The sequence below is a fragment of the Mycobacterium bourgelatii genome (genome assembly GCF_010723575.1).
Lineage (GTDB): Bacteria > Actinomycetota > Actinomycetes > Mycobacteriales > Mycobacteriaceae > Mycobacterium > Mycobacterium bourgelatii.
This window is the reverse complement of the sequence record NZ_BLKZ01000001.1, coordinates 3981969-4004668: the sequence shown is the minus strand read 5'-3', so window position 1 is coordinate 4004668 and position 22700 is coordinate 3981969. Positions and strand designations below refer to the sequence as shown.

Annotated in this window: 21 protein-coding genes and 2 pseudogenes; 12 read left to right on the top strand and 11 right to left on the bottom strand. The window is 65.1% G+C overall.

Features of this window, described 5'->3' with window-relative positions; genetic code table 11:
- Positions 1-14: 14 nt before the first annotated feature.
- Together G6N68_RS17345 and G6N68_RS17340 are read left to right on the top strand one after the other, a co-directional pair.
- Complete coding sequence (locus G6N68_RS17345) at positions 15-1919, top strand: flavin-containing monooxygenase (protein ID WP_163714726.1); 1905 nt, start codon at positions 15-17, stop codon at positions 1917-1919.
- Complete coding sequence (locus G6N68_RS17340; RefSeq protein ID WP_163714722.1) at positions 1916-2803, top strand: SDR family NAD(P)-dependent oxidoreductase; 888 nt, start codon at positions 1916-1918, stop codon at positions 2801-2803. The genes G6N68_RS17345 and G6N68_RS17340 overlap by 4 nt, the downstream gene beginning before the upstream one ends.
- 141 nt (positions 2804-2944) lie before the next feature.
- Here G6N68_RS17340 and G6N68_RS17335 read toward each other — a convergent pair whose 3' ends face one another.
- Positions 2945-3376, bottom strand: coding sequence for an Ltp family lipoprotein (locus G6N68_RS17335; protein ID WP_163714719.1), 432 nt, complete (start codon positions 3374-3376; stop codon positions 2945-2947).
- Positions 3377-3507: 131 nt separating this feature from the next.
- Here G6N68_RS17335 and G6N68_RS17330 point away from each other — a divergent pair.
- Positions 3508-3674 (top strand): annotated as a pseudogene (locus G6N68_RS17330) (IS3-like element ISMyma8 family transposase); the annotation flags it as partial.
- 229 nt (positions 3675-3903) lie between these two features.
- Here G6N68_RS17330 and G6N68_RS17325 read toward each other — a convergent pair.
- The 8 genes and pseudogenes from G6N68_RS17325 to G6N68_RS17290 form a co-directional block, all read right to left on the bottom strand.
- Positions 3904-4064: pseudogene (locus tag G6N68_RS17325) on the bottom strand (IS3-like element ISMyma8 family transposase); the annotation flags it as partial.
- Between the two features lie 1373 nt (positions 4065-5437).
- Positions 5438-6079, bottom strand: a complete 642-nt coding sequence (locus G6N68_RS17320; protein WP_163714716.1) for a Dabb family protein — start codon at positions 6077-6079, stop codon at positions 5438-5440.
- Positions 6080-6081: 2 nt separating this feature from the next.
- Positions 6082-6429: a hypothetical protein gene (locus G6N68_RS17315; protein ID WP_163714714.1), complete on the bottom strand. Its 348-nt coding sequence runs from the start codon at positions 6427-6429 to the stop codon at positions 6082-6084.
- Positions 6422-7345, bottom strand: a complete 924-nt coding sequence (gene lipP1 / locus G6N68_RS17310) for a LipP1 family hormone-sensitive lipase (RefSeq protein ID WP_163714711.1) — start codon at positions 7343-7345, stop codon at positions 6422-6424. Before lipP1 ends, G6N68_RS17315 begins: the two co-directional genes overlap by 8 nt.
- Complete coding sequence (locus G6N68_RS17305; protein ID WP_163714708.1) at positions 7342-8127, bottom strand: IclR family transcriptional regulator; 786 nt, start codon at positions 8125-8127, stop codon at positions 7342-7344. The genes lipP1 and G6N68_RS17305 overlap by 4 nt, the downstream gene beginning before the upstream one ends.
- A 142-nt stretch (positions 8128-8269) precedes the next feature.
- Entirely contained in the window at positions 8270-9733 is a 1464-nt protein-coding gene (locus G6N68_RS17300) for an FAD-dependent oxidoreductase (protein ID WP_163714705.1), read from the bottom strand.
- Positions 9734-9954: 221 nt separating this feature from the next.
- A complete protein-coding gene (gene bphC, locus G6N68_RS17295; RefSeq protein WP_163714702.1) occupies positions 9955-10863 on the bottom strand; it encodes a biphenyl-2,3-diol 1,2-dioxygenase in 909 nt (302 codons plus the stop codon).
- Positions 10864-10872: 9 nt separating this feature from the next.
- Entirely contained in the window at positions 10873-12057 is a 1185-nt protein-coding gene (locus tag G6N68_RS17290) for an acyl-CoA dehydrogenase family protein (protein ID WP_163714700.1), read from the bottom strand.
- Between the two features lie 86 nt (positions 12058-12143).
- On the opposite strand from G6N68_RS17290, the gene G6N68_RS17285 reads away from it, so the two are divergent.
- From G6N68_RS17285 to G6N68_RS17275, 3 genes are read left to right on the top strand one after another with little or no spacing between them, the layout of a single operon-like run.
- Entirely contained in the window at positions 12144-13793 is a 1650-nt protein-coding gene (locus G6N68_RS17285; RefSeq protein ID WP_205351365.1) for a flavin-containing monooxygenase, read from the top strand.
- Positions 13790-14593 carry a mycofactocin-coupled SDR family oxidoreductase gene (locus G6N68_RS17280; protein WP_163718738.1) on the top strand — a complete coding sequence of 268 codons (804 nt, stop codon included), beginning with the start codon at positions 13790-13792 and terminating at the stop codon, positions 14591-14593. The genes G6N68_RS17285 and G6N68_RS17280 overlap by 4 nt, the downstream gene beginning before the upstream one ends.
- Entirely contained in the window at positions 14590-15435 is an 846-nt protein-coding gene (locus tag G6N68_RS17275; protein ID WP_163714696.1) for a mycofactocin-coupled SDR family oxidoreductase, read from the top strand. The genes G6N68_RS17280 and G6N68_RS17275 overlap by 4 nt, the downstream gene beginning before the upstream one ends.
- A 3-nt stretch (positions 15436-15438) precedes the next feature.
- On the opposite strand, the gene G6N68_RS17270 is transcribed toward G6N68_RS17275, so the two are convergent.
- Entirely contained in the window at positions 15439-16311 is an 873-nt protein-coding gene (locus G6N68_RS17270) for an alpha/beta fold hydrolase (RefSeq protein ID WP_240355514.1), read from the bottom strand.
- A 151-nt stretch (positions 16312-16462) separates the two neighbouring features.
- Here G6N68_RS17270 and G6N68_RS17265 point away from each other — a divergent pair, with 151 nt between their 5' ends.
- The 5 genes from G6N68_RS17265 to G6N68_RS17245 are packed head-to-tail and all read left to right on the top strand — an operon-like array spanning position 16463 to position 20973.
- Positions 16463-17608, top strand: a complete 1146-nt coding sequence (locus G6N68_RS17265; protein ID WP_163714690.1) for a 4Fe-4S dicluster domain-containing protein — start codon at positions 16463-16465, stop codon at positions 17606-17608.
- A complete protein-coding gene (locus G6N68_RS17260) occupies positions 17601-18455 on the top strand; it encodes an FAD/NAD(P)-binding protein (protein WP_163714687.1) in 855 nt (284 codons plus the stop codon). Before G6N68_RS17265 ends, G6N68_RS17260 begins: the two co-directional genes overlap by 8 nt.
- Entirely contained in the window at positions 18456-19214 is a 759-nt protein-coding gene (locus tag G6N68_RS17255) for an NADH-quinone oxidoreductase subunit B family protein (protein WP_163714685.1), read from the top strand. It begins immediately after the preceding gene.
- Positions 19211-20503, top strand: a complete 1293-nt coding sequence (locus G6N68_RS17250; RefSeq protein ID WP_163714683.1) for a Ni/Fe hydrogenase subunit alpha — start codon at positions 19211-19213, stop codon at positions 20501-20503. The genes G6N68_RS17255 and G6N68_RS17250 overlap by 4 nt, the downstream gene beginning before the upstream one ends.
- On the top strand, positions 20500-20973 hold the full coding sequence (locus tag G6N68_RS17245) for a hydrogenase maturation protease (RefSeq protein WP_163714680.1): 474 nt from the start codon (positions 20500-20502) through the stop codon (positions 20971-20973). Before G6N68_RS17250 ends, G6N68_RS17245 begins: the two co-directional genes overlap by 4 nt.
- Here G6N68_RS17245 and G6N68_RS17240 read toward each other — a convergent pair.
- Positions 20970-21404 (bottom strand): pyridoxamine 5'-phosphate oxidase family protein, encoded by a 435-nt coding sequence (locus tag G6N68_RS17240; RefSeq protein WP_163714678.1) that lies wholly within the window; start codon positions 21402-21404, stop codon positions 20970-20972. The genes G6N68_RS17245 and G6N68_RS17240 overlap by 4 nt on opposite strands.
- A gap of 241 nt (positions 21405-21645) precedes the next feature.
- Between G6N68_RS17240 and G6N68_RS17235 the strand changes: the two genes are divergently transcribed.
- Complete coding sequence (locus G6N68_RS17235) at positions 21646-22662, top strand: 1-phosphofructokinase family hexose kinase (protein ID WP_205351364.1); 1017 nt, start codon at positions 21646-21648, stop codon at positions 22660-22662.
- The last annotated feature ends 38 nt before the right edge of the window (positions 22663-22700 follow it).

Genomic DNA, 22700 nt, shown 5'->3' with positions numbered 1-22700 from the left:
CCGATACTGGCAGCATGGCCTCGTTCGATCCCGACGAACTGCGGGAGAACCTGCGTCAGGCGGACCCTGGCGTCCTGGTCGCCGTGTTGGCGCAGCTCACCGGTGATCCGTCGGTTATCGACACCTTCGGGCCCAAGATCTCCCACATCCCAGACCCGCCCGAACGCGCCGGTGTCACCGACCCGGCCACTGCCGAAGCGCTGGTGGACGCCGTGGTCGCGGCCCTTTCTGACGAGCCGCCGGGCGACCGGGCCCCAGACGCTCTGCCCGCCGATGACCCCGAATTGTTCCGGCGGTTGCTGCCGCTGGCGCTCGGGTCCGAGGTCGACGACGAGTTCGTGCCGCTGCTGCTTGAGCAGGGCGGATTCCAGCTGTCCCAGCCGACGCTGCCCCGGTCGGTGCCGATTCCCGAGACGACGACGGTGGCCATCATCGGGGCGGGGATCGCCGGGATCATCGCCGCACTGGCCCTCGCCGACGCCGGGGTCGCCTACGAAATATTCGACCGCAACGAAGAGGTCGGCGGTACCTGGCTCACCACGACTTACCCGGGCATCGGCGTCGACACCCCGTCGGCGTACTACTCGCTGTCGCGTGAGGTGAATCCGGACTGGACGAGCTACTACCCGCAGGGTGCGGAGTATCAGGCTTACCTGGTCCGCCTTGCCGACAAGTACAAGCTGCGGGAGCACACCCGATTCGGGACCGAGGTCGAGGCGCTGTGGTGGGACGACGACCGCACGCAGTGGCAGATCCACGCGGTGGACCGCGACGGCAACCGTTCGATCAGCCATGCGCGAGTGGTCATCACCGCCACGGGATATCTTAACCGGCCGCGGTGGCCAGACCTGCCGGGCCGGGACACGTTCGCGGGCATCAGCATTCACTCCGCGCAGTGGGATCCGTCCCTGGACCTGACGGGGCGCCGCGTTGCGGTGATCGGCGCCGGTTGCACCGCGGTGCAGATCGTGGACGCCTGCGTCGACGAGGTCGAGCACCTGACGGTGTTTCAGCGCCAACCGCATTGGGTGGCACCGCGCAAACGGTTGACCGACGATGTTCCCGAGTACCGTCGCTATCTCGGCCGACACCTGCCGTACTACGCGAAGTGGAATCGGGTCAAGTCGTTCTGGGGCACGGCGGACAACAACTACCCCGTCATCCTGCGGGATCCGGAGTGGGCCGAAACCCATCTGTCGATCTCGCCGGCCAACGATGTGTTGTTGCAGATGTGCCTGGATTACATCGACCGAACATTCGGTGCTGGAACGGAATTGGCGAAGAAGGTCACGCCCGACTTCGCGCCGTATGGAAAGCGGATCATCCGCGATCCCGGCGGCTACTATGCGGCACTGACACGCGACCACGTCGACGTCGAAGCCAGTGAGCCGCGCGAGGTGAACCCGAAAGGCATTGTCACGCAGGATGGTCGGCAGATTGACCTCGACGTCATCATCTACGCCACGGGCTATCACCTGGACTTCCTGTCCACCATCGACATTCGCGGTCGGGACGGGCGCAAGCTGGTCGACGAGTGGGGCGACAGCCCCGCGGCCTACCGCGGCGGGACCGTTCCGGGATTCCCGAATCTGTTCATCAACTCCGCGCCCAACTACAGTCCTGGACACGGTGCGGGCGCCAACTTCTCGATGGAAGTGATGGCGCACTACATCATTGAGTGTCTGCAACTGATGGCGCTGCGCGGCGCCAGCACAATGGAAGTCACCCGTGGGGCCTACGACGAGTACGTGGCCGGCATTGACCAGGCCATGGCCAACACGGTGTGGTGCCACACTCCCAACGCGCACACCTACTACCGCTCGGGCTCGGGCCGCGTCGTGGTGGCGACACCGTACCGACTGGTCGATCTCTGGCACGAACATCGAGCGCCCATCGAAGAGCACTTCGAGTTGCGATGACGGGTTTGCTCTGCGGCAGAACGGCTTTGGTGACTGGTAGCAGCCGGGGGATTGGTCGGGCGATTGCGCAGCGACTTGCCGCAGAGGGAGCCACGGTGGTGGTGACGGCGCGGTCTTTCGAGCCGTCGTCGTCCGTGCGGGCGGGTGTTTCGGCATCCTTACCCGGCACGATCGGTGAGACGGTTGCGTTGATCGAGGCTGCGGGTGGCCGGGCGATCGGGGTGGCGGCGGACCTGGAGGATCCAGCGCAGCGCGACGGCCTTGTCGACGAAGTGCTCGACCGTACCGGCCGCCTCGACATCCTGGTCAACAACGCGGGATTCGCCGACTATTCGCTGGTCGAGGACATGTCATTGCAGACGTTCGACCGGACCGTCGAGCACTATCTGCGGACGCCGTTCGTCCTGACCAAGGCCGCGGTACCGGTCATGCGTAGGCAAGGAGCGGGCTGGATCGTCAACATCGGATCGGTCACCGGGGTGGCGCCGGTGCGCCCCTACCGGGACTACAACAAGATCGCCGGCGACGTCATCTACGCGTCGTGCAAGGCCGCGCTGCACCGCTTCACTCAGGGCGTGGCGGCTGAACTTGTTGACGCTAACATCGCGGTGAACTGCGTCGCTCCGACCAGTGCGATCCGGACTCCCGGTGCGGCGCAACTGATTCCGGATTCCTTTCCGACCGAGCCAGTGGAGTATCTGGCTGAGACCGTGTTGGCGATGTGTCATCTACCCGCCGCCGAACGCACCGGGTTGGTGGCGTTCAGCCTGCACTATCCCTGGTCGCAGGGGCTGGCCGTGCATTCGCTGGACGGCAAGTCGGTGCTGCCGCCACTGGCACCGCCGGAGTCGGCGAATCCGAACATTCGCCCCGCTGGGGTCTAACCGATTGAGTGCGATGCCTGATCCCCTCATTGCGTTGGGCCCGGAGACTTTTCGGGATGGTGGGTATTGACCCGTGGTCGTTCCAAGCAGAAGCGCAGGTTGGAACCCTTCCGAACAATCGCTAAAAGCCTGGTACTGGGACTAGAGCCCAGCTGCTGTCACTCCGTACTCTGCCTGCGCCGGCGTGTACCCCTCATACATGAGCTGGTTGACAAGTCCGCTATGCGAGTAGCCCGACATGTCGAGGTATTCCTTCGCCGTCCGTGCGGCTTGCACATTCCAATCTACGGTGATGTTGTCGACGGCATAGGTTGCGTCTTCGAGGGAAAAACCCTCGTATATCAACTGATTGATGAGTCCGGAACGCGAGTAACCCGATAGGTCGAGATATTCCTTCGCGACGCGTATGGCATTTTGTTGACTAACCGGACTCAGAGGTATCAGAGGTAACTGCCCCGCCGGTCTAAGGGGTTGGGATTCAAAATTGGTGGCCCCTGCGCCGGGTGCGACCACACCGCCGATCGCCACGAGCAACACTACGACGGGTGCCAAAATAGCCGTCCTGAGCTTCATTAGACGGAGGTTAGTTCGAAACCCAATCCCTGTACAGATGCAGTTCAGCGGTGCATTTCGTCCAATGCGGCCAACCGTCGGTGAGTACTAGCGCCGGGAACACCAGAGTTGATGGTCCCTGATATGCAATTGGCTGGACGGTCAACAGCAAGCGCATTCGCCGCCTGTGGCGCGAGGAGGGCCTGCGGGTTTTCCGCAGCGGCGCAGGAAGAAACGCTTGACCGGCATCGGTGCACCAGTCGGGGCGATGTGCCCGATCCGCCCGAATGCGATCTGGGCGAAGGGCTTTCAGTTCGACATTGGGTGAGCTCATCGATCACGTTGAGCATCTTCAAGATTCGGCCATCAGCAGTGGAGGAGAAGAATTAGGACTTCGTTCGAGTTCTGCTCGATGCGATGGAAGAGATGCGGCCGGAAGGCAGCCAGCCACTACCTGAACCGCCTACACCCCTGTAGTACGCGCATACCCTTCAGTTTATTTCAGAAACACTTCCGAAGAATTAGTGACCTCGTCGGGCCTCAAGTTACTTGAGGCGCTTGGCGTCGCTGGGCTTCATCCCCCGTACTGGGCGACCCAGCGATGCCAGACCGACTCGGTGATCTCTAGGTGACGATCCACTTCGCTGAGTTGCTGCCCGGTCCCAAGGAGCTTGTTGCCCTCGGCGAGCTTGCGGATGATCGGGTCCAGCGTGTGCCGTCGGCGCTTGTTCTATGCCATGTCGTCATCGATTCTTCCTGCCCGAACACTCGGGCAACAGAGTCCCACAACGACTGGACCACTAGGACGGGCTCACCTCAGGTCCTCAGGCTCGTCATCCTCACCACCTCGATTCCAGCAAGGACTAGAACGCAATCCCGACGCCTACAGACCCGCCCCCGCTGTATACGACAAACTGGTACACCTGCACTAGTAATGTTGCTCGCTTATTCTTCTTCATCACTCCCGCGTAGAGCGAAAACTGGCCCTCAGACACGGAGATCACGTAGCGCATGGAGTAATGCACTAGTGGCCCGTTCTCGGTCCTGACCGTGATGTAGCTTTCATTCGCGTCGACCAATTGCACGGGTCTGAATTCTGCTGGCTTCTCCAAGTTCAGACCGATCAACTCACCTTTGTGACTTGCGATAATCTTGTGCATTCCTCGGCGCTCCTTCCTCTATGGATGGCCATCGAAGTGTAATTGGGTGCGGTCAGTACATTGGGGATCTTGTCGCGCTGGGCCGATCAAATGCACCGCAAAGCCATCCGTTGGACTGCGACTCCGCAGGGCCATCTGGCCAATGTCTACAGATCACCGTCTTCGTCGTCAAACGCGCTGGGGTCGTGAGGTCCTCTTCGGCGAGGTAGCCGGCGTCATCGAGTATCGGCCTCGTTTCCGGAAGGCCGATCTCCTTTACGATCGTTCGCCACATCTCCTGCGGCACGGGAGATCTCACTGCCTCATTGATCCAACCGAGTTGGAACCGCATCTCCGTCATCTCGGCACTGCAGTCGCGGCGTCCATGAGCGTGTACAACTTCTTCTCAGCGGTCCTCAAGCCGGTGTCGATGCTGACCTCCGTCTTGTTGTCGACCAGAGTGCGAAACGTTTTACATCGCGACTTCGATGAAGGCCCAGGGTGTCAGAGCGGTTGCCACACCTCGGACGAAGTCCAGCTGATTGGCACGTGCACGTCGCTCTCAAGGATCTCCGGATACGTTGCCTTGCGGAGTTCTGCAAGGGAAAGTGACGCTGGCAAAGGTTGCGGATCGAGTCGATGGTGATCCGGTCGTAGGTGTCGAATCCCTCGTTCTGGGTTGCCGGTGAACGAGAACTTTTGCACTAGAATGCCTTTTGGACTTCCTCGTGATCACCGCCAACCTTAAACAGCGGGCCACTGTGGCCGAGGTGAACCGGCGCCCTAACGCTTACATACCAGTCCGGCTCACACCTGTGTCCAGAGGGCTCGCAACACTATGTTGGGAAATTCCTTTGATGCAGAGGAATCAGCAGTGTTTAAAGCCTTCGGTTGGGATCTGGTGGTGCACTCGCTAAAGCGGGTTCTCCACAACGAATTTCGCCTACCGATCCAACGGCAAGTTATCCCAGTTCGCGGTGTCGGGCAGCACGCAGAAGCTGTGGCACACCCGACCCTGCACGATCACGTCGGGACATTCCGGGTCGAACCAGCGGTCCACCATCGCCCAGTGGATCGGATGCATCAGGTACTGACCCACCAGACCGTCGACGTCGGTGAACCCCTGCTCGAAGACGTGAGTCCACGGGGTCGTCCCCACCGGCTCCTCGACACGACTCAACTGCCAAGCGGTGATCGTGTCCACGTATCGGGCTATCGACCGCAGTTCGTCCTCGAAGCGGGCGATGGTGTCGGCGGCGGTGTCGGGCGACACCCGCAGCAACAGGGTGCGGTACACCGTACCGCTGGTGGTGTCGGTCCGGACCGGCGTGCCCGTGTAGTTGGCGCCATTGATGCGTGTCACCGCGGCGTCTTTGACAACTGCGCTGAAATCGCCTTCCATCGCGCGCCATTCGTGTTCGGCGGCGAAACGCAGATGGGCCAGGACGTCGCCGCCGTTGCGGGAACCGGGCATCGTCGGTTGCACGATCGAATACGGTGAACCGGTCGCGACGGCACGCAGCTCGTCGAGGACCCGGCCGCGTTCGGACTCGCTAACGTCGAGCAACCTGGTGACGCTATACATCGCTATACATCGCACAAATCGTCGACATCATGGGCGTCCGCGGCGAACGACCGGGTCCGCTCTACCACTATGTCGCTAATCCGCGACCACCATTCCGCCAGGCTGGGGTCGGACCGACCCTGCCAGGTCATCTCCCACCACGCCCGCACGCTGGGCAGCGTCCAGGTGATCGTGACGGTGTTGACGTTGTCGTCGAACCAGATCGGCGGGCTCACCAGCACGTCGCGCAGTGTCATGCCGCGCTCCCGCGCACCGGGCGCGTACTCGGCCAGATAGGAGTCGACGAACCGGCGCGCGCAGCCGGGGGCGGTCACCACTCGATCGATCACGAAGACTTGACCGTCAGCCATCGACCGACCCCAGAGCTGCTTTGAGCGCAGTACCAACCCGCCGCCGCGCGGTCTGCGCGATGTCAAGTATTGGCATGCTCATGAAGCCATGTATACCGCCGCCGAATTCAAGCAGCGTCACGGGTACCCCGGCGGCCTGAAGCGCGGCCGCGTAGGCGAGTGCTTCGTCGCGCAACGGATCATGCCCGGCGACCACCAAGACGGCGGGCGGCAACCGGCGCAGGTCGGCGTGTAGCGGTGCGGCATAGGGGTGGGTGCGGTCGGCGTCGGCTGGAACGTACTGGTCCCAGTACCACTGCATGGCCGGCTTCGGGTTGTAGAAGCCTTTTCCGAACAGTCGGTAGGACTCGGTATCGAAGTCCGCCGCGATCACCGGATAGATGAGCAGTTGTGCCGCGAGCGCCGGCCCGCGCCGGTCCCGGGCCATCAATGCGGACACGGTGGCCAGGTTGCCGCCAGCGCTGTCACCGCCGACGGCGACGCGGCTGACGTCACCGCCGAACGTCCCGGCCGCGGCTGCCTGGACCACCGCGTAGACGTCGTCGGCCGCCGCTGGCCAGCGGTGTTCCGGGGCCAATCGGTACGCCACCGAAACAACCACGGCGGGAACATGATTGGCGAGACTGCGGCATAGGCCGTCGTGGCTGTCCAGGTCGCAGAACACAAAGCCGCCGCCGTGCGCGTAGACCAGGACCGGCAGGTCGTCACCGTCGGGCCGGTAGACGCGCACCGGCACGTCGCCGTCGGGACCGACGACCACCGCGTCGCGGACCTCACGCACGGGTTCGGGCGCGGCTGGCGGCACGAACCGGTCGCGGATCATCGCCCTGGCTTGCGCACCGGTCATGGTGTGCACCGGCGGGAAGCCGGCGTCGAGTTCTGCGATGAACTCGGCGATCTGTGGATCGAGAGTCACGCGTATCGAAGCAGGGGCCGCACCGGCTGCAGCGTCGGCGCAACCTGGCCGTTTTCCATGTTGCGCCAAATACCCATCGCGGCCATGCGCACCGGCGCGACCAGTCGCTGATCGAACATCATGCGGCTCATGGGACCACAGACCGATACGGCCGCGACCGCTTCACCAGGGGCGCCGATGGGCGCTGCAACACAACCGAATCCAAGCAGCGATTCCTCGCGGTCGAACGCGTAGCCGTGGGTGCGGACCTTGGCCAGTTCGGCGGTCAGCTGGCTCGCACTGGCGACGGAGTACTTGGTTCTGCGGGTCGACAGGTCGATCGGTTCGTCGTCGTCGCGGTAGGCCAACATCGCCTTGCCGACGGCGGCGCACTGCGCCGGCGCCCGACCACCGACTCGGGTGGGAATGGCGGCGACCGTGCGGTCACCGATCTTGTCCAGGTAGACGACGTCGGATCGATCCAGCACGGCGAGATGGACGACCAGACCGGTGGCGCGATGCAGTTCACCGAGCAGCGGCTTGGCTGCCCGTACCAACCGGTCCTGGTGCACGGCCAGCGACCCCAGCTCGACCAGACGCATGCCGAGCTCGTAGTCGCGGCCGCTGCGTCGCAGCCAACGCAGCTGTACCAGGCGCTCCAGCATCCGGTGTGCCGATGAGCGCGGTAGGCCGGTGCGGCGCACGATCTGAGCCAGCGTCAGCCGCCCGGGACCGTCGAACGCGTCCAGGACCAGCGAGATTCGGTCGATGACGGCACTGGGCGTGGTGGGTTCGGCGGCCATCGGCGCTCCCAACGGTTATGTCTGATCGGTATATTCCTAATAGGAATATCACACGGCATGGTCCGTTGTCACCGATTTCACAGGACAGACGGAAGGGCACCCTGAAACCTCGGGGTCTCGGGGTGCTCTGCGTGTTCGGGGGTCAGGCCTTGGCGGCCGAACGGCCCGCGCGGCGCCCGTAGAAACTGCCGTCGCCAAGCGAGATCCCGCTGGCGTAACCCCACGCTGCCAGTCCGGCGGCCGACCGTCCCGCGGCGAACAATCCCGGGATCGGCTGACCGTTGACGTGCAGCACTTCCGCGTCCAGTGAGGTGCGCAGGCCGCCCAACGTGAACCCGCCGGTGCTCTCCCGCAAATCGATTGCGCCAACCGGCGATCCGATCGGCTTCAACCACTCCGGCTTCTTGTGCAGCAGCGGGTCCTCGCCGCGGGCGGCGCCGTCGTTGTAAGCGGCCACGGTCGCCTGCAATGAGCCCGGTGCCAGACCCATGTCACGTTCCAGGTCGGCAACTGTGTCGGCCACCCAGGTGGGCTGCCGCAGCATGAACTTCGGCGACCAGGATGCCATCGCTTCCTCGTTGGCCTCGTGGTCGATGATCAGGTACGCGGTGTTGTCCTGGTGGTAGAGCGTGAGTTGCCCGATCCGGCCGGGGTAAGTGTCCTCGGGAACGTAGCGCTGACCGCGGCCATTGACCAGGATGCCGCGTACGAGCTGTTGCGGGTCGATGAAGATGGCGACTTCGGTGGCGTCCATATGGGCCAGGTCGGCGCCGAGCGCCTGCGCCATCCGGATCGCCTGCCCGTCGTGCTGCTCGACCGATGCTGCCGGGCGTCCGGCGATCCGTGGCGCGTACTGGGCGACCATCCCGTCGTTGTAGGCGAAGCTGCCGGTGGCGAGGACGACTCCGTTGCGCGCCCGGATCGTCATGTCCTTGCCGTACTGCCGCGCGCGGATCCCGGCCACCCGGCCGTCGGATTCGACGATCAGGCATTGCACCCGCACGTCGTAGAGCGCCCGCACGCCGGCCGCCGTGGCGGTGTCGACGAGGGGCTTCATCAGCATGTAGCCGGCGCTGGCTTCGCCTTGCTTCTTGTTCGACATCTGCGGGACGTGACCCCGTGGGGCCGGGGTGGCAATTGTGTTGAACGGGTAGGAGTTTTCGCCTCCGCTGTACATCAGGCCCTGGTCACCCATCGGCTCCCAGCCGGGTTCGGAGAAGAACTCGGCCTTGAACGGCACGCCGCATTCGACCAGCCAGTCGAAGTGGGCGACGCTGCCCGCGCAGTAGTCGGCGATCCGGTCCTTGTCGGCGCCGGGTCCCATCGCGACGTTGAGGAATGCCGCCATGTTGTCGACGGAATCGTCGAAACCACAAGCCTTTTGCAGTGCGGTGCCACCGCCGAGGTAGATGAACCCGCCGGCCATCGCCGCGGCCCCGCCCCACGAGCCGGTGCGTTCCAGCACCAGGACGTCGGCGTCGTGCCGGGCCGCCTCGACCGCGGCCGCGGCGCCGGCGATCCCGTAGCCCGCGATGACGACGTCGGCCTCGTGGTCCCAGGCGGTGATGGTGCTCGCTGGGATGGGCGTGACATCCAGGTCGATCATTGTTTGGCTAAATCCCTTCTGTCACTTGGGTAACGAGAAATTTGGGGTTTGTTCGGGGGTGGCTTCGTGCCCGGCTTTAAGCGACAACTTGCGTGGGTAGGCCCGCGACGCGCCGCGATGCCGCAGTTTGTCGCTGCAAGCCGGGCAGCTCGGCACATCCCCGGAATTCTGTGACGCATGAGGCGTCACGCTGCGCCGTAGTCAGCCCCGCCGGCACCCCCTCACATCCGCATTGCGGCCGGTGGTTCCGGGATCCACTGATGGCCCCAGTAGCTGTCGGCGGTGATTTCCTCTGCCGTGTAGTAGTTTTCGTCAACCCGCATGCCGTCGGTGCCGAACTCGATGTCCCAGTCGCCGGGCGCGCGCACGTAGAAGGACACCATCTTGTCGTTGGTGTGGCGGCCCAGCGTGGATGCCACCGTGAAGCCTTCGGCGTTGACGCGGTCCAGCGCCTGCCCGACGGCGTCCAGGGTGTCGACCTCGACCATGACGTGCACCAATCCCGGGTCGCGCTGCTGAACGGCGGGGCAGATCGCCAGGCTGTGATGGCGTGGGTTGATCCCGAGGAACCGGACCCGGATCGGGCCGAACTCCGCGGGCAGCGGTATCCGGAACGCGCCGCGGGACCGGAAACCCAGCACCTCGGTATAGAAGTCGAACAAGCCATTGGGATCCTGGGCGGGCACGACGACATGACCCAGGCCCTGATCGCCCGTCACGAACTTCGCGCCGAACGGCGTGACCACGGGGCTGTGGTCCAACACCGCGCCGTGAAACACCTCCAGTGTGGTGCCGGCCGGATCTTCGAAGGTGATCACTTCTTCGACGCGACGGGCGTCGGCCTCTTGCAGGGACAGTTCCTTGAAGGCGACACCGGCGGCGTCCAAGCTCGTCTTGACCCGTTGCAGGGCGGCGCGGTCGCGGACCTCCCAACCGACTGTCACGACGCGGTCGACCTCGCCGGGCACGACGATGATGCGGGCCGCACGCTCGTCCATCCGCAAGTACAGGGCGGAGGGGTCGGGTCCCTTGCCTTCGGCGAAACCTAAGACGCGGAACGCGAAATGCCGCCAGCGCTCGATGTCGGCCGTCGAAACGGTGATGTAGCCAAGGCTTTTCAGATCACTCACGGTCAACTCCTAAATCAATGCCCGCAGCGGACCCATCGGGGGCTCGACGCCGAACGAACTCAGCGCCGAGGCGTGGTAGGTGGTGCCCGGCATGTGAATGGCGTGCAGCTGCCCGACGTGCACATCGCGCCAGTACCGCTGGAGCGGTTTGTCCATTCGCGCAGCGTTGCCGCCCGACCGCGCGAAGATCTCGTCGACGGCCGACACCGCGCGCCACACCGCGCGGATCTGGGTGCGGCGCCCGGCCGCCCGGTCGGCGAAGGAAACCTCCTTGCCGGCGGCGACGATGTCGTAGATGCGGTCGGCGTTGGCCAGCAGTTCCTGGCGTGCGGCGTTGATGTCGGCGGCGGCTTCCCCGATCGCGTACATGACGTACGGGTCATCCTTGACCGCGGTGCCGGTGGCGTTGACGCGCTCGCGCTGGTAATCCAGGTGCGCGGCCAACGCGCCCTCGGCGATGCCGATGGTGGCCGCGGAGATGCCGAGCGGGAACATCGTCGACCACGGCATCAGGTACAGCGGCTCGGTCATGCCGGCCTCGCGCTGGGCGGTGCCGTCCATCACCTTCGTCGCATCCATCGTCCGGTAGGCCGGAACGAACGCGTCCTTGACGATGACGTCCTTGGAGCCGGTGCCCCGCAGCCCCACCACGTTCCACGAGTCCTCGACGATCTCGTAGTCCTTGCGGGGCAGGATCATGTGCAGCATCTGCGGCGGCATCAACGGCACGCCCTCGGTGTCGGCGAGCATCGCGCCCAGGATGATCCAGTCGCAATGGTCGGTGCCGGAGCTGAACTGCCAGCGCCCGTTGAAGATGTAACCCCCGTCGACCGGCCGGGCCACCCCCTGCGGCGCGTACGGGGACGCCATCCAGGTGTCGACGTCGTCGGACCAGATCTCGGCGGCCACCCTGGGGTCGGCATACGCCAACTGGTAGGGGTGCACACCCACCACCCCGACGATCCAGCCGGCGGCCGGATCCAGCGCCGCGGTGGCCATCGTGGTCTCGGCGAACTCACGCGGGTGGACCTCGAATCCTTGGTACTGCTTGGTCTGCAGCAGCCGGATCAAGCCGGCGGATTTCATCATCTTGACCGTGTCGTCGGTGAGTCGACCGATCCGCTCGGCCTCGGCAGCTTGCTCGCGCAACTGGTCCGCTATGGCCATCACCCGATCGAGTACCCGCTCGCTCATGCTGCCGTCCTTACGTGTCTTGGGCTCATCTCTGGTTTACCGCAGTCCGTATTCGGACTCACCGGCGATCCCGTTCAGCGGACCAAATGAGTCCGAATTTCGCCGAAGGTTCTACGGTGAGTGGGGTGAACGGTGGGAAGACTCTGGACGCTGTCGTGGTCGGCGCCGGATTCGCCGGTCTGTACGCGTTACACAAGCTGCGCGAACAGGGCCTGTCGGTGAAAGTGTTGGAGGCCGCGCCCGAAGTCGGTGGCACCTGGTATTACAACCGGTATCCCGGCGCGCGCTGTGACGTCGAGAGCGTGGACTACTGCTACTCGTTCTCCGACGAGCTGCAGCAGGAGTGGAACTGGACCGAGAAGTACGCCACCCAGGCCGAGATTCTGAGCTACCTCAACTGGGTCACCGACAAGCTCGACCTGCGCCGCGACATCGTCTTCAACACCCGCGTCGCTTCGGCGGTCCTCGACGAGACCACGCTGCAGTGGACACTGACCGCCGAGGACGGACAGGTCTTCACCGCGCGGTTCTGCCTCATGGCCACCGGCCCGCTGTCCGACGCGCTGACCCCGAAGATCCCCGGCCTGGACACCTTTGCGGGCGAGGTCTACCACACCGCGCACTGGCCGCATGAGCCTGTCGATTTCGCCGGCAAGCGGATCGCGGTGATCGGCACCGGATCGTCTGGCATCCAATCGATTCCGATCATCGCCGAGAAAGCCGCGCAGCTCTACGTCTTTCAGCGCACACCCAATTTCAGTGTCCCGGCCGGCAATCGGAAGCTCACGGCGGAGGAACTCGCCGAGATCAAGGCCGGCTATGCCGAGCGGCGTCGGCTCTCGTGGCGCAGCGGTGGCGGTTCGCCGCATATCACCGCGCCGAAGTCGACCATGGAATACAGCCCGGAGGAGCGTCGGGCGGCGTTCGAGAAGCGTTGGCAACTCGGCGGTGTGTTGTACTCCAAGACGTTCCCCGATCAACTGACCGACCTGGCGGCCAACGACGAGGCACGCGCGTTCTACGAAGAGAAGATCCGCGCCGTGGTCAAGGATCCGGCCCTGGCCGACTTGCTCATCCCGAACGACCATCCGATCGGGACCAAGCGAATCTGCACCGACAGCAACTACTTTGAGACCTTCAACAAGCCGAACGTGTCACTGATCAGCGTGCGCGCCACCCCGATCGGATCGATCGACGCCACCGGCATCAACACGACTGAACAGCATTACGACCTTGACATGATCGTGTTCGCAACGGGTTTCGATGCGCTGACCGGAGCGCTGGGCAAGATCGACATCGTCGGCCGCGGCGGTGAGTTGCTGCGCGACAACTGGGCGCACGGACCGCGCACCTACCTGGGCCTCGGCGTCGACGGCTTCCCCAACCTGTTCGTCATTTCCGGCCCGGGAGCACCGGCCGTCCTGGCCAACATGGTGTTACACGCTGAGGCGCACGTGAATTGGATCGCCGACGCCATTGCCTACCTCGACGACCACGGCTACGCCGCCATGGAACCAACTCGGGACGCGGTAGACGGCTGGGGCGTCGAACTGGCCCGGCGCGCCGACGCGTCGTTGTTCACCAAGGCCAATTCCTGGTACATGGGCGCCAATGTGCCCGGCAAGCCGCGCGGTTTCATGTTGTTCGTCGGCGGCTTCGCGGCCTACAACGAAATCTGCGCCGAGATCGCCGACGCCGGTTACAAGGGATTTGAATTCGTCAAGAAGCCATGCTGAGTGGGTTGCGTGACAAGGTCGTGCTCGTCACCGGAGCGTCCCGCGGCACCGGCCGGGTGCACTGCCAGCGCTTCGCCGACGAGGGCGCCGACGTCATCGCGCTGGACGCCGAAGTGGCCGCCGACGAGTTGCGCGGCACCGCAGCCGATGTCGAAGCCCGGGGACGCCGTTGTGTGATGGCCCTGGCCGATGTCGCCGACCTGCAAGCCGTCACCACCGCCGTCGACGCCGCGGTCGCACAGCTGGGACGCCTGGACGTCGTCCTGGCCAACGCCGGCATCCACACGCCCGGGGCACCCGCCTGGGAACTCGACCCGACGGTGTGGCAACGCACGCTGGACATCAACCTCACCGGCGTGTGGTGCACCGTCAAGGCGGGTGTGCCGCACATCGGCCCGGACGGTGGCTCGGTGATTATCATCAGTTCCACCAACGGAATTCGCGGCAGCACCAACGCCGCCCACTACACCGCCAGCAAGCACGCCGTCGTCGGGCTGGCGCGCACTCTGGCTAATGAGCTGGGCCCCAGCGGTATCCGCGTCAACACCATCCATCCCGGAGCGGTGGCAACGCCGATGGTACTCAACGAGAAGACATTCCGGCGGCTACGTCCCGACCTGGAGAACCCGACGGCGGCCGACGCCGCCGAGGTGCTGATGGCGCGCAACCTACTTCCGGTGCCGTGGGTCGAGCCCACCGACGTGGCCAATGCCGTGCTGTTCCTGGCTTCCGATCTGGCCCGTTACATCACCGGCACGCAACTCGTCGTTGACGCCGGCCTGACGCAGAAGACGACATGAGCGCGCAGTCAGGCGGACGGCTAGCAGGAAAAGTCGCCCTCATCACCGGCGCGGCACGGGGGATCGGGCGCGCCCAGGCCGTGCGTTTCGGGCGGGAAGGTGCCGACATCGTGGCACTGGACATCTGCGGTCCGATCGAAACGGTGATCATCCCGCCCGCCACACCCGACGACCTGGACGAAACGGCCCGACTGGTCAGCGAGGCGGGCGCTCGAATCCACACCGAGATCGTCGACGTCCGGGATCTCGACGAAGTGCAGGCGGCCGCCGATCGCGGCGTTCAGCGGTTCGGCGGACTCGACGTGGTGTGCGCGACGGCCGGGATCACCTCACGTGGGTCGACGCTGGAGCTGGCCGAAAGCACCTGGCGCACAATGCTGGACGTCAATCTCACCGGGGTGTGGCACACCTGCCGTGCGGCGGCGCCGCACCTGATCGAGCGAGGTGCCGGCTCGGTGGTCCTGACGAACTCCATCGCCGGACTGCGCGGGCTGGTCGGCGTCGCGCACTACACCGCGGCCAAGCACGGTTTGGTCGGATTCATGCGCGCGCTGGCCCACGAGTTGGCCCCGCACAACGTCCGGGTGAACTGTATCCACCCCACCAACGTCGACACCCCGATGATTCAGAACGAAGCCGTCAGCAGCGCGTTTCGTCCCGATCTGGACCGCCCGCCCACACGCGACGAATTCGCCGAGGCGGCGCGCCGCATGAACATGCTCGGAGTGCCCTGGGTGGACCCGGTCGATGTCGCCAATGCGGCGTTGTTCCTGGCTTCCGACGAGGCGCGCTACATCACCGCGGTCACGCTGCCGGTAGACGCGGGAGCCACTCAGCGCTGAGGGTTAGCCGCGGGACAGGAACGCCAGGACCGTACTTTCGAACGCCGCCTTGGCCTCGATCATCGCCCAGTGGCCGCAGTTGGGGAACACGTGTAGTTCCGCGTCCGGAATGGTGCGCATCGGGATGAGGGCCATGTCGGGCGGACTCACCCGATCGTCGCGGCCCCACGTCAGCAGCACCGGCGCGGACACCTTGTGCATCAGCGCCCACGGCATCGGCCGATCCGACGCGTTCATGGCGGCCATCATCGCGGCGAATGCGGCCTTGCTGTACATCCGCCGGGCGGCGGCCAACGTCTCCGGGTCGGTGGCCAGCTGCCAGCGTTCCTCCACCAACTCATCGGTGACCAGGGCCTGGTCGTACACCATCGACTTGAGCCAGTCGACCAACCGTTGCCGGGAGGGGTCCTCGGTGAACTCCTGCAGCAGTCGGATGCCCTCACTGGGGCTGGCGCTGAAGAGATTGGTGCCTATTCCGCCGATGGTCACCAGCCGGCCGATCCGATCCGGGTTGTGGATGGCGAAAGTGATGCCCACGCCGCCGCCCATCGAGTTGCCGACGATGTGCACCTTGTCCACCCCGAGCGCGTCGAGGAAGGGCAGCACCGCCCGATTTGCGGTGACCATCGGGTGGCCGCCGAAATCGTCACTGACCCCGAAACCGGGGAATTCCAGGACCAGGCAGCGGTAGTGCTCGGCGAAGGTGGGCAGTATCCCGCGGAAGTTGCGCCACCCGGTGACCCCGGGGCCGGAACCGTGCAGGAACAGCAGCACTGGGCCGGAACCGCAGTCGTAATAACGTAAAGACCCTGCCGGAGTGCTGATTTCACGCAGGTCCTGCTCGACGTCGGCGAGCCATGCGGAAGTTGTAGACACGAGCATCACCTTGCCATGCCGGCTCGCCGACGGGGAGAGGTGTTCCGCTCACCGGTCCGTTCGCACGAGGTACAGCGGCCCCCAAACCGAGGGTCGAATGGCCCTGGCTACACGCAGCCGAGAGGTCAATGATGGTCCTGGCAGGTACTCAATGACGGCGCTGAGGGGATATCGCGTGGCCGATCCTTTGAAGTTGGACACCGCCGGGCTGTCTCGCCTCGTCGACCTGCTGATGGAAAGGGGCTATCGGGTCATCGGCCCGACGATGCGCGACAACGCGATAGTGCTCGCCGAACTCGAGTCGGCAGCCGATCTTCCGCACGGCTGGGGCGTTGACGTGGCCCCGGGTCGGTATCGGGTGCGCCGCCGCGACGACGACGCGGCGTTCGGGCATTCGGCCGGACCACAGTCGTGGAAGCAGTTTCTGCATCCGCCGCGGCAGCGGCTGTGGGCCGGCACCCGCGATGGCGGCACCGAACCCCACACCGAGGACGACCGGCCGTGCGCATTTATCGGGGTGCGCGGCTGCGACCTGGCCGCGATCGCGACTTTGGACCGGGTGCTCGGCCGCGGCGACTACCCAGATGAGGCGTTTGTCGGTCGCCGACGACGGATCTTTGTGGTCGCGGTCAACTGCACCGAGCCGGGCGGGTTGTGCTTCTGCGCGTCGATGGGTACCGGGCCGGCGGTTGGGCCCGGCTATGACTTGGCGCTGACGGAGCGCGTCGACGGCAGCGGGGCACAGCCGCCGAGCTACCTCGTCGAGATCGGCACTCCGGAAGGTGCCGAGGTGCTCGCCGCTATTCCGCACCAGGCGGCCAGTGCTGAGGAAATCGACTGTGCACGTGCCGATGTCGAGGATGCCGCGCATCACATGGGTCGGCAGATGCCACAGGCGGATCTGCGCAACCTGTTGATCGATGCCCGCGAGTCCCCGCAGTGGGAAGAGGTGGCCAGTCGGTGCCTCACCTGCGGCAATTGCACGATGGTCTGTCCCACCTGCTTCTGTACCAGCACGGAGGACGTCAGCGACCTCACCGGCGAGCACGCCGAGCGGTGGCGGCATTGGGCGTCGTGTTTCGAGTTCGATTTCACCTACGTCCACGGCGGCGGCAGCGTCCGGCGCTCGGGGGCATCGCGTTATCGACACTGGTTGACCCACAAATTGGGCACCTGGCACGACCAGTTCGGCATGTCGGGCTGCGTGGGTTGCGGGCGATGCATCGCCTGGTGCCCGACGGGCATCGATATCACCGAGGAGATGAACAAGATGGCCGGGACGGCCGACGATGACTGAGCAGGCGTCCCCCGTCGCCGTGCCGGTGAGCATGGCGCCGGTTCCGTATCGCGTGCGCACCCGGGTGGTCGAGAGCCCGGATTCGGCCACGTTGTGTCTCGAGCCGGTGGGCGAGGTGTTGCGGCCGCCTGCGCCGGGCGAATTTATGATGCTCTACGCGTTCGGGGTCGGCGAGGCGGCGATTTCGATCAGCGGCGATCCGCACGTGACCGACGGCTCGATCACCCACACCATTCGCGCGGTCGGAGCCGTCAGCCGCGCCCTGCACGATTCGCAACCCGGCGACATCGTGGGCGTGCGTGGGCCGTTCGGCACCACCTGGGGATTGGACGAGGCCGTCGGGCGGGACCTGGTGATGGTCGCCGGGGGAGTGGGGTTGTGCCCGTTGCGTCCGGCAATCCTGGGTGCGTTGGGGCAACGAGCGCGCTACGGCAAGCTGACGCTGGTCGTCGGCGCCCGGTCACGGTCGGACTTCGTGTTTGCCGCGCAAATCGAGAAGTGGGTCGACGATCCGCAGATCGACGTGCATCTGATCGTCGACGCCCCGACCCGCGGCTGGACCGGAGCGGTCGGCTTGGTCACCGAGCCGCTGCAACGACTGACATTGCAACCCGATCGCACCACTGCTTTTCTGTGCGGGCCGGAGCCGATGCTGCGCTCTGGCGCCGAGGTGTTGGTGGCGAAAGGACTGGCGCCAAGGGATATTCGGGTCTCGCTGGAACGCAACATGCAGTGCGGCGTCGGGTGGTGCGGACACTGCCAGCTGGGTCCGCTACTGATATGCCGCGACGGCCCGGTCGTCACCTACGACGTCGCCGGACCGCTGCTGCAAGTGAAGGAGCTTTGAATGAGCCCACCCTCGTTGGCAGTGTGGAAATTTGCCTCCTGCGACGGTTGCCAGTTGACGCTGCTCGACTGCGAGGACGAATTGCTCACGATCGCAAGCCAAGTCAAGATCGCCAACTTCGCGGAGGCGTCCAGCGCGGTGGTTGACGGGCCCTACGACGTCTCGCTGGTCGAGGGCTCGGTCACCACCGCGCATGACGAACAACGCATCCGGGAGATCCGGGAACAGTCCAAGGTGCTGGTCACCATTGGCGCGTGCGCGACGGCCGGCGGAGTGCAGGCACTGCGGAACTTCGCCGACGTCGCGGAGTTCACCTCGGTCGTGTACGCCCACCCGGAGTACATCGACACGCTGGCGACGTCCACGCCGGCGGCGGCGCACGTCAAGGTGGACTACCAGTTACATGGCTGTCCGATTGACCGCGGGCAGCTGCTTGATACCCTCGCTGCCCTGCTGATCGGGCGCAAACCAAAGCTGCCGGCCAAGACCGTATGTACCGAATGCAAGATGCGCGGTGTGACGTGTCTGGTCGTCTCGGACGGCACCCCGTGCCTTGGTCCGGTCACCCACGCCGGCTGTGGTGCGTTGTGCCCCAGGCATAATCGCGGTTGCTTCGGATGCTTCGGCCCGTCCGCCGCACCGAGAACCGCCACGCTGATCCCACTGTTGCGGCGCGACGGGATGTCCGACGCCGAGGTCGATCGGGTGTTCTCCACGTTCAACGTCGCCAGTTTCGCCGCCGAGCGGAGCCAGCAGTGACGCCGCCTAACCGCACGCTCAGCGTCAAGACGCTGACGCGCGTGGAAGGTGAAGGGGCGCTGCATGTCGCGCTGAAGGACGGAACGCTGGAACGGGTCGAGCTCAACATCTATGAGCCGCCGCGCTTCTTCGAGGCTTTTCTGCGCGGACGCGCCCATACCGAGCCGCCCGACCTGACGGCGCGAATCTGCGGAATCTGCCCGGTCGCCTATCAGATCAGTGCGTGCAACGCGATCGAGGACGCCTGCGGCGTCGAGATCGACGCGGACATCGTTGCGCTGCGGCGGTTGCTGTACTGCGGCGAATGGATCCACAGTCATGTCCTGCACATCTACCTGCTCCACGCGCCCGACTTCCTTGGCCACCCCGACATCATCGGCATGGCCGGTGACCACCGGGAAGCGGTCGAACGCGGGTTGTCGCTGAAAAAGGTGGGCAACCAGCTGATGGAGTTCGTCGGTGGGCGTGCGATACACCCGATCAATGTGCGGGTGGGCGGATTCTATTCGGTGCCAACGCGTTCGGAGTTCCGCCAGATCGCCGAACAACTGCGTCGGGCATTGGACGATGCACTGGCCACCGTCGAGTGGGTGGCCGGCTTCGAGTTCCCCGATTTCGAATTCGACCACGAGATGCTGGCGCTGAGCCAGGGCGACCGCTATCCGATCGAGAACGGTGTGATCGCGCGCAGTGCCGGCGCGCCGTTTGCCGTATCCGATTTCACCGACCACGTCGTGGAGTCGCACGTGTCGCACTCCACCGCCCTGCACGCAACACTGGACGGCAACCGATATCTAACCGGTCCGCTGGCGCGGTTCACGTTGAATTCGTCGGCGCTGTCGCCGATTGCGGCGGAGGCTGCGGCTCGTGCTGGGCTTGGATCGAGCTGTCGAAATCCGTTCCGCAGCATCATTGTCCGGGCCGTCGAAGTCGTCTATGCGATCGAAGAGGCACTGCGGATCATCGCCGAATACCAGCGACCCGCACGGTCGTTCGTCGATGTTCCCGCTCGCGCGGGGGTGGGACACGGGGTCAGTGAGGCGCCCCGGGGCTTGCTGTATCACCGATACCGCATCGACCAGGACGGGCTGGTTTCCGCGGCGACGATCGTCCCGCCCACCTCGCAGAACCAGGCGGCGATCGAGGCCGATCTGGCGCGGGTGGTTTCCGGAAATCTCGATCTCTCCGACGACGACCTGACTAAGCTGTGTGAACACGCGATTCGCAACTATGACCCGTGCATTTCGTGTGCGGCGCACTTCTTGACGGTGACGGTTGAGGGGCGATGACGACCGTTGTGATCGGTCTCGGCAATCGGTACCGGCGCGACGACGGCGTTGGCGTTGCCGCGGCTACCGCGTTAAAGGCCGCGCTAAAAACCTTGGTGCTGCCCGATGTTCACGTGCTGACCGACATCACGGATCCGATGAGTTTGGTCGAGCACTGGTCGGGTGCGCGGTTGGCCCTGGTGATCGACGCCGCGATCGCGACGCCCGCAACCGCGGGCCGCGTACGTCGCTGCGCATTGGGCGACATAGCCGCCTCCCGTGGCTTGAGCTCGCACGCTGTCGATATCGTCGGCGCGCACGCACTAGCTCAGGCGCTCGGTCGAGCGCCCGATGCGCTGGTGGTGTTCACCGTCGACGCGGTCGACACCGGCCACGGGCCCGGACTGACGGATCAGGTCGCGGCCGCGGTGCCCGAAGTGGTCCGCATGGCCGTGGAGGAAATCACGCGGCCCGTGGCGTCACCCGGTTAGGTGGGAACCGACTGTCCCCGCTGGGAGGCGCCCAACTGAAATCGGCGGCCGGTGACCAAATCGGGCAAGATGCGGACATAGTGCGGCTTCTCGCTGTCCGTCCACGACTGCAGGTGGGCACTTTCGGCGTCTTCGATCTCCTCGTCGGACCGCAGCGACCGGGCCCTGCCCCTGATGATCACGCTCCACGCCTCAGAGGCGTTGTGGTCGTCGGCTTCGAATACGACGTTCTTGTTCATCGCGGCGGAAACCAACTTGGCGCCCTGCGCGGTACGGAACAACACGCTCTTGCGCTGAACGACGAAGTTCACCGGGAAGACGTCGGGCCGGTCGTTGACGCTGGTGATCAACCGTCCCAGGGGCACGGACTTGAGCAAATCCCAGCATTCGCGCTCGGACAGGATGGTGACCCCGTCATCGTCTGCGGACATCATTACCCCTCTCATCGTCATCGCGCCTGCTGTGCAGCCCGATGCGCATGACAATGACGCTAACCAACGTGGCCGCGCAAGGGGCCGTGCCAAAAGTCCCGTCTTCGAAGGACCAACGTCGTGGCCTAGCGGACCACGGGCTCTTAGTCCGGGGACTTCGGTCCCTATTGTTGCCCCGCGGCTGGCTGATCGGATGAACTGGTCCACAGGTCCACACGCGCAAACTTTCGGGAGCGAGCACATGGAGCAGTCAGTCGCCGGTCAGGCTGACCGGGCGCGGATCGTCACCTTGACCATGAATCCAGCGCTCGACATCACCTCGAACGTCGACGTCGTGCGCCCGACGCGGAAATTGCGCTGCGAATCCCCCCGCTACGATCCGGGCGGCGGCGGCATCAACGTCGCGCGGATCGCCCACGTCCTCGGTGCGCCGGTGTTGGCGGTCTTCGCCGTTGGCCAACCGGCCGGCGGTCTGATCACCCGGATGCTGCGGGCGGCCGGGGTGCCTTACGACGAGGTTCCCATCGCTGGGTCGACGCGAGAGAGCTTCACCGTCAACGAAACCAGCACCGGCGAACAGTATCGATTCGTGCTACCGGGTCCTCACCTGACCGTGGCGGAACAGACAGAATGCCTGGACCGGCTTCGGAAGGCAGCATCGTCAGCGGAATTCGTCGTGGCCAGCGGAAGCCTGCCTCCCGGGGTGCCTGCCGACATCTATCAGCGGGTGGCCGACATCTGCGGACAGGTGGGTGCGCGGCTGATCTTGGACACCTCTCGCGAAGCCTTGCAGCAAACTTCTTCTGGGGTCTTTCTGCTCAAGGCGAGTGCGCGCGAACTGAGGGAATGCGTCGGACGCGAATTGGCTACCGAGCCTGAGCTGTTGGCCGCAGCACATGAGCTGATCGAAACGGGCCGCACCGAGGTCGTGGTGGTGTCCCTGGCTGATCAAGGGGCGCTGCTGGTGACCCGCGATGAGAGTCACCGCTTCGCGGCGGTCCCCATGCCACCGGGGAGCGGCGTCGGGGCGGGCGACGCGATGGTCGCAGCCATTACAGTGGGTCTGAGTCGCGGCTGGTCGTTTGTCGAAGCGGTGCGTCTGGGAATCGCGGCGGGCGCGGCCATGCTGATGACGCCTGGGACGGCTGCCTGCGAGCGCGAGGACGTGGAGACGCTGTTCGAGAAGGTTGCCGAACCGATTCAGATTGCCGATGCCTCGGCCGGCGCGTTGGAAGACGTTGGGACTTTCGGCCACTAGACGTGTGGTCCTTCGGCCGCTTTGTCAGGTAGGCGCCC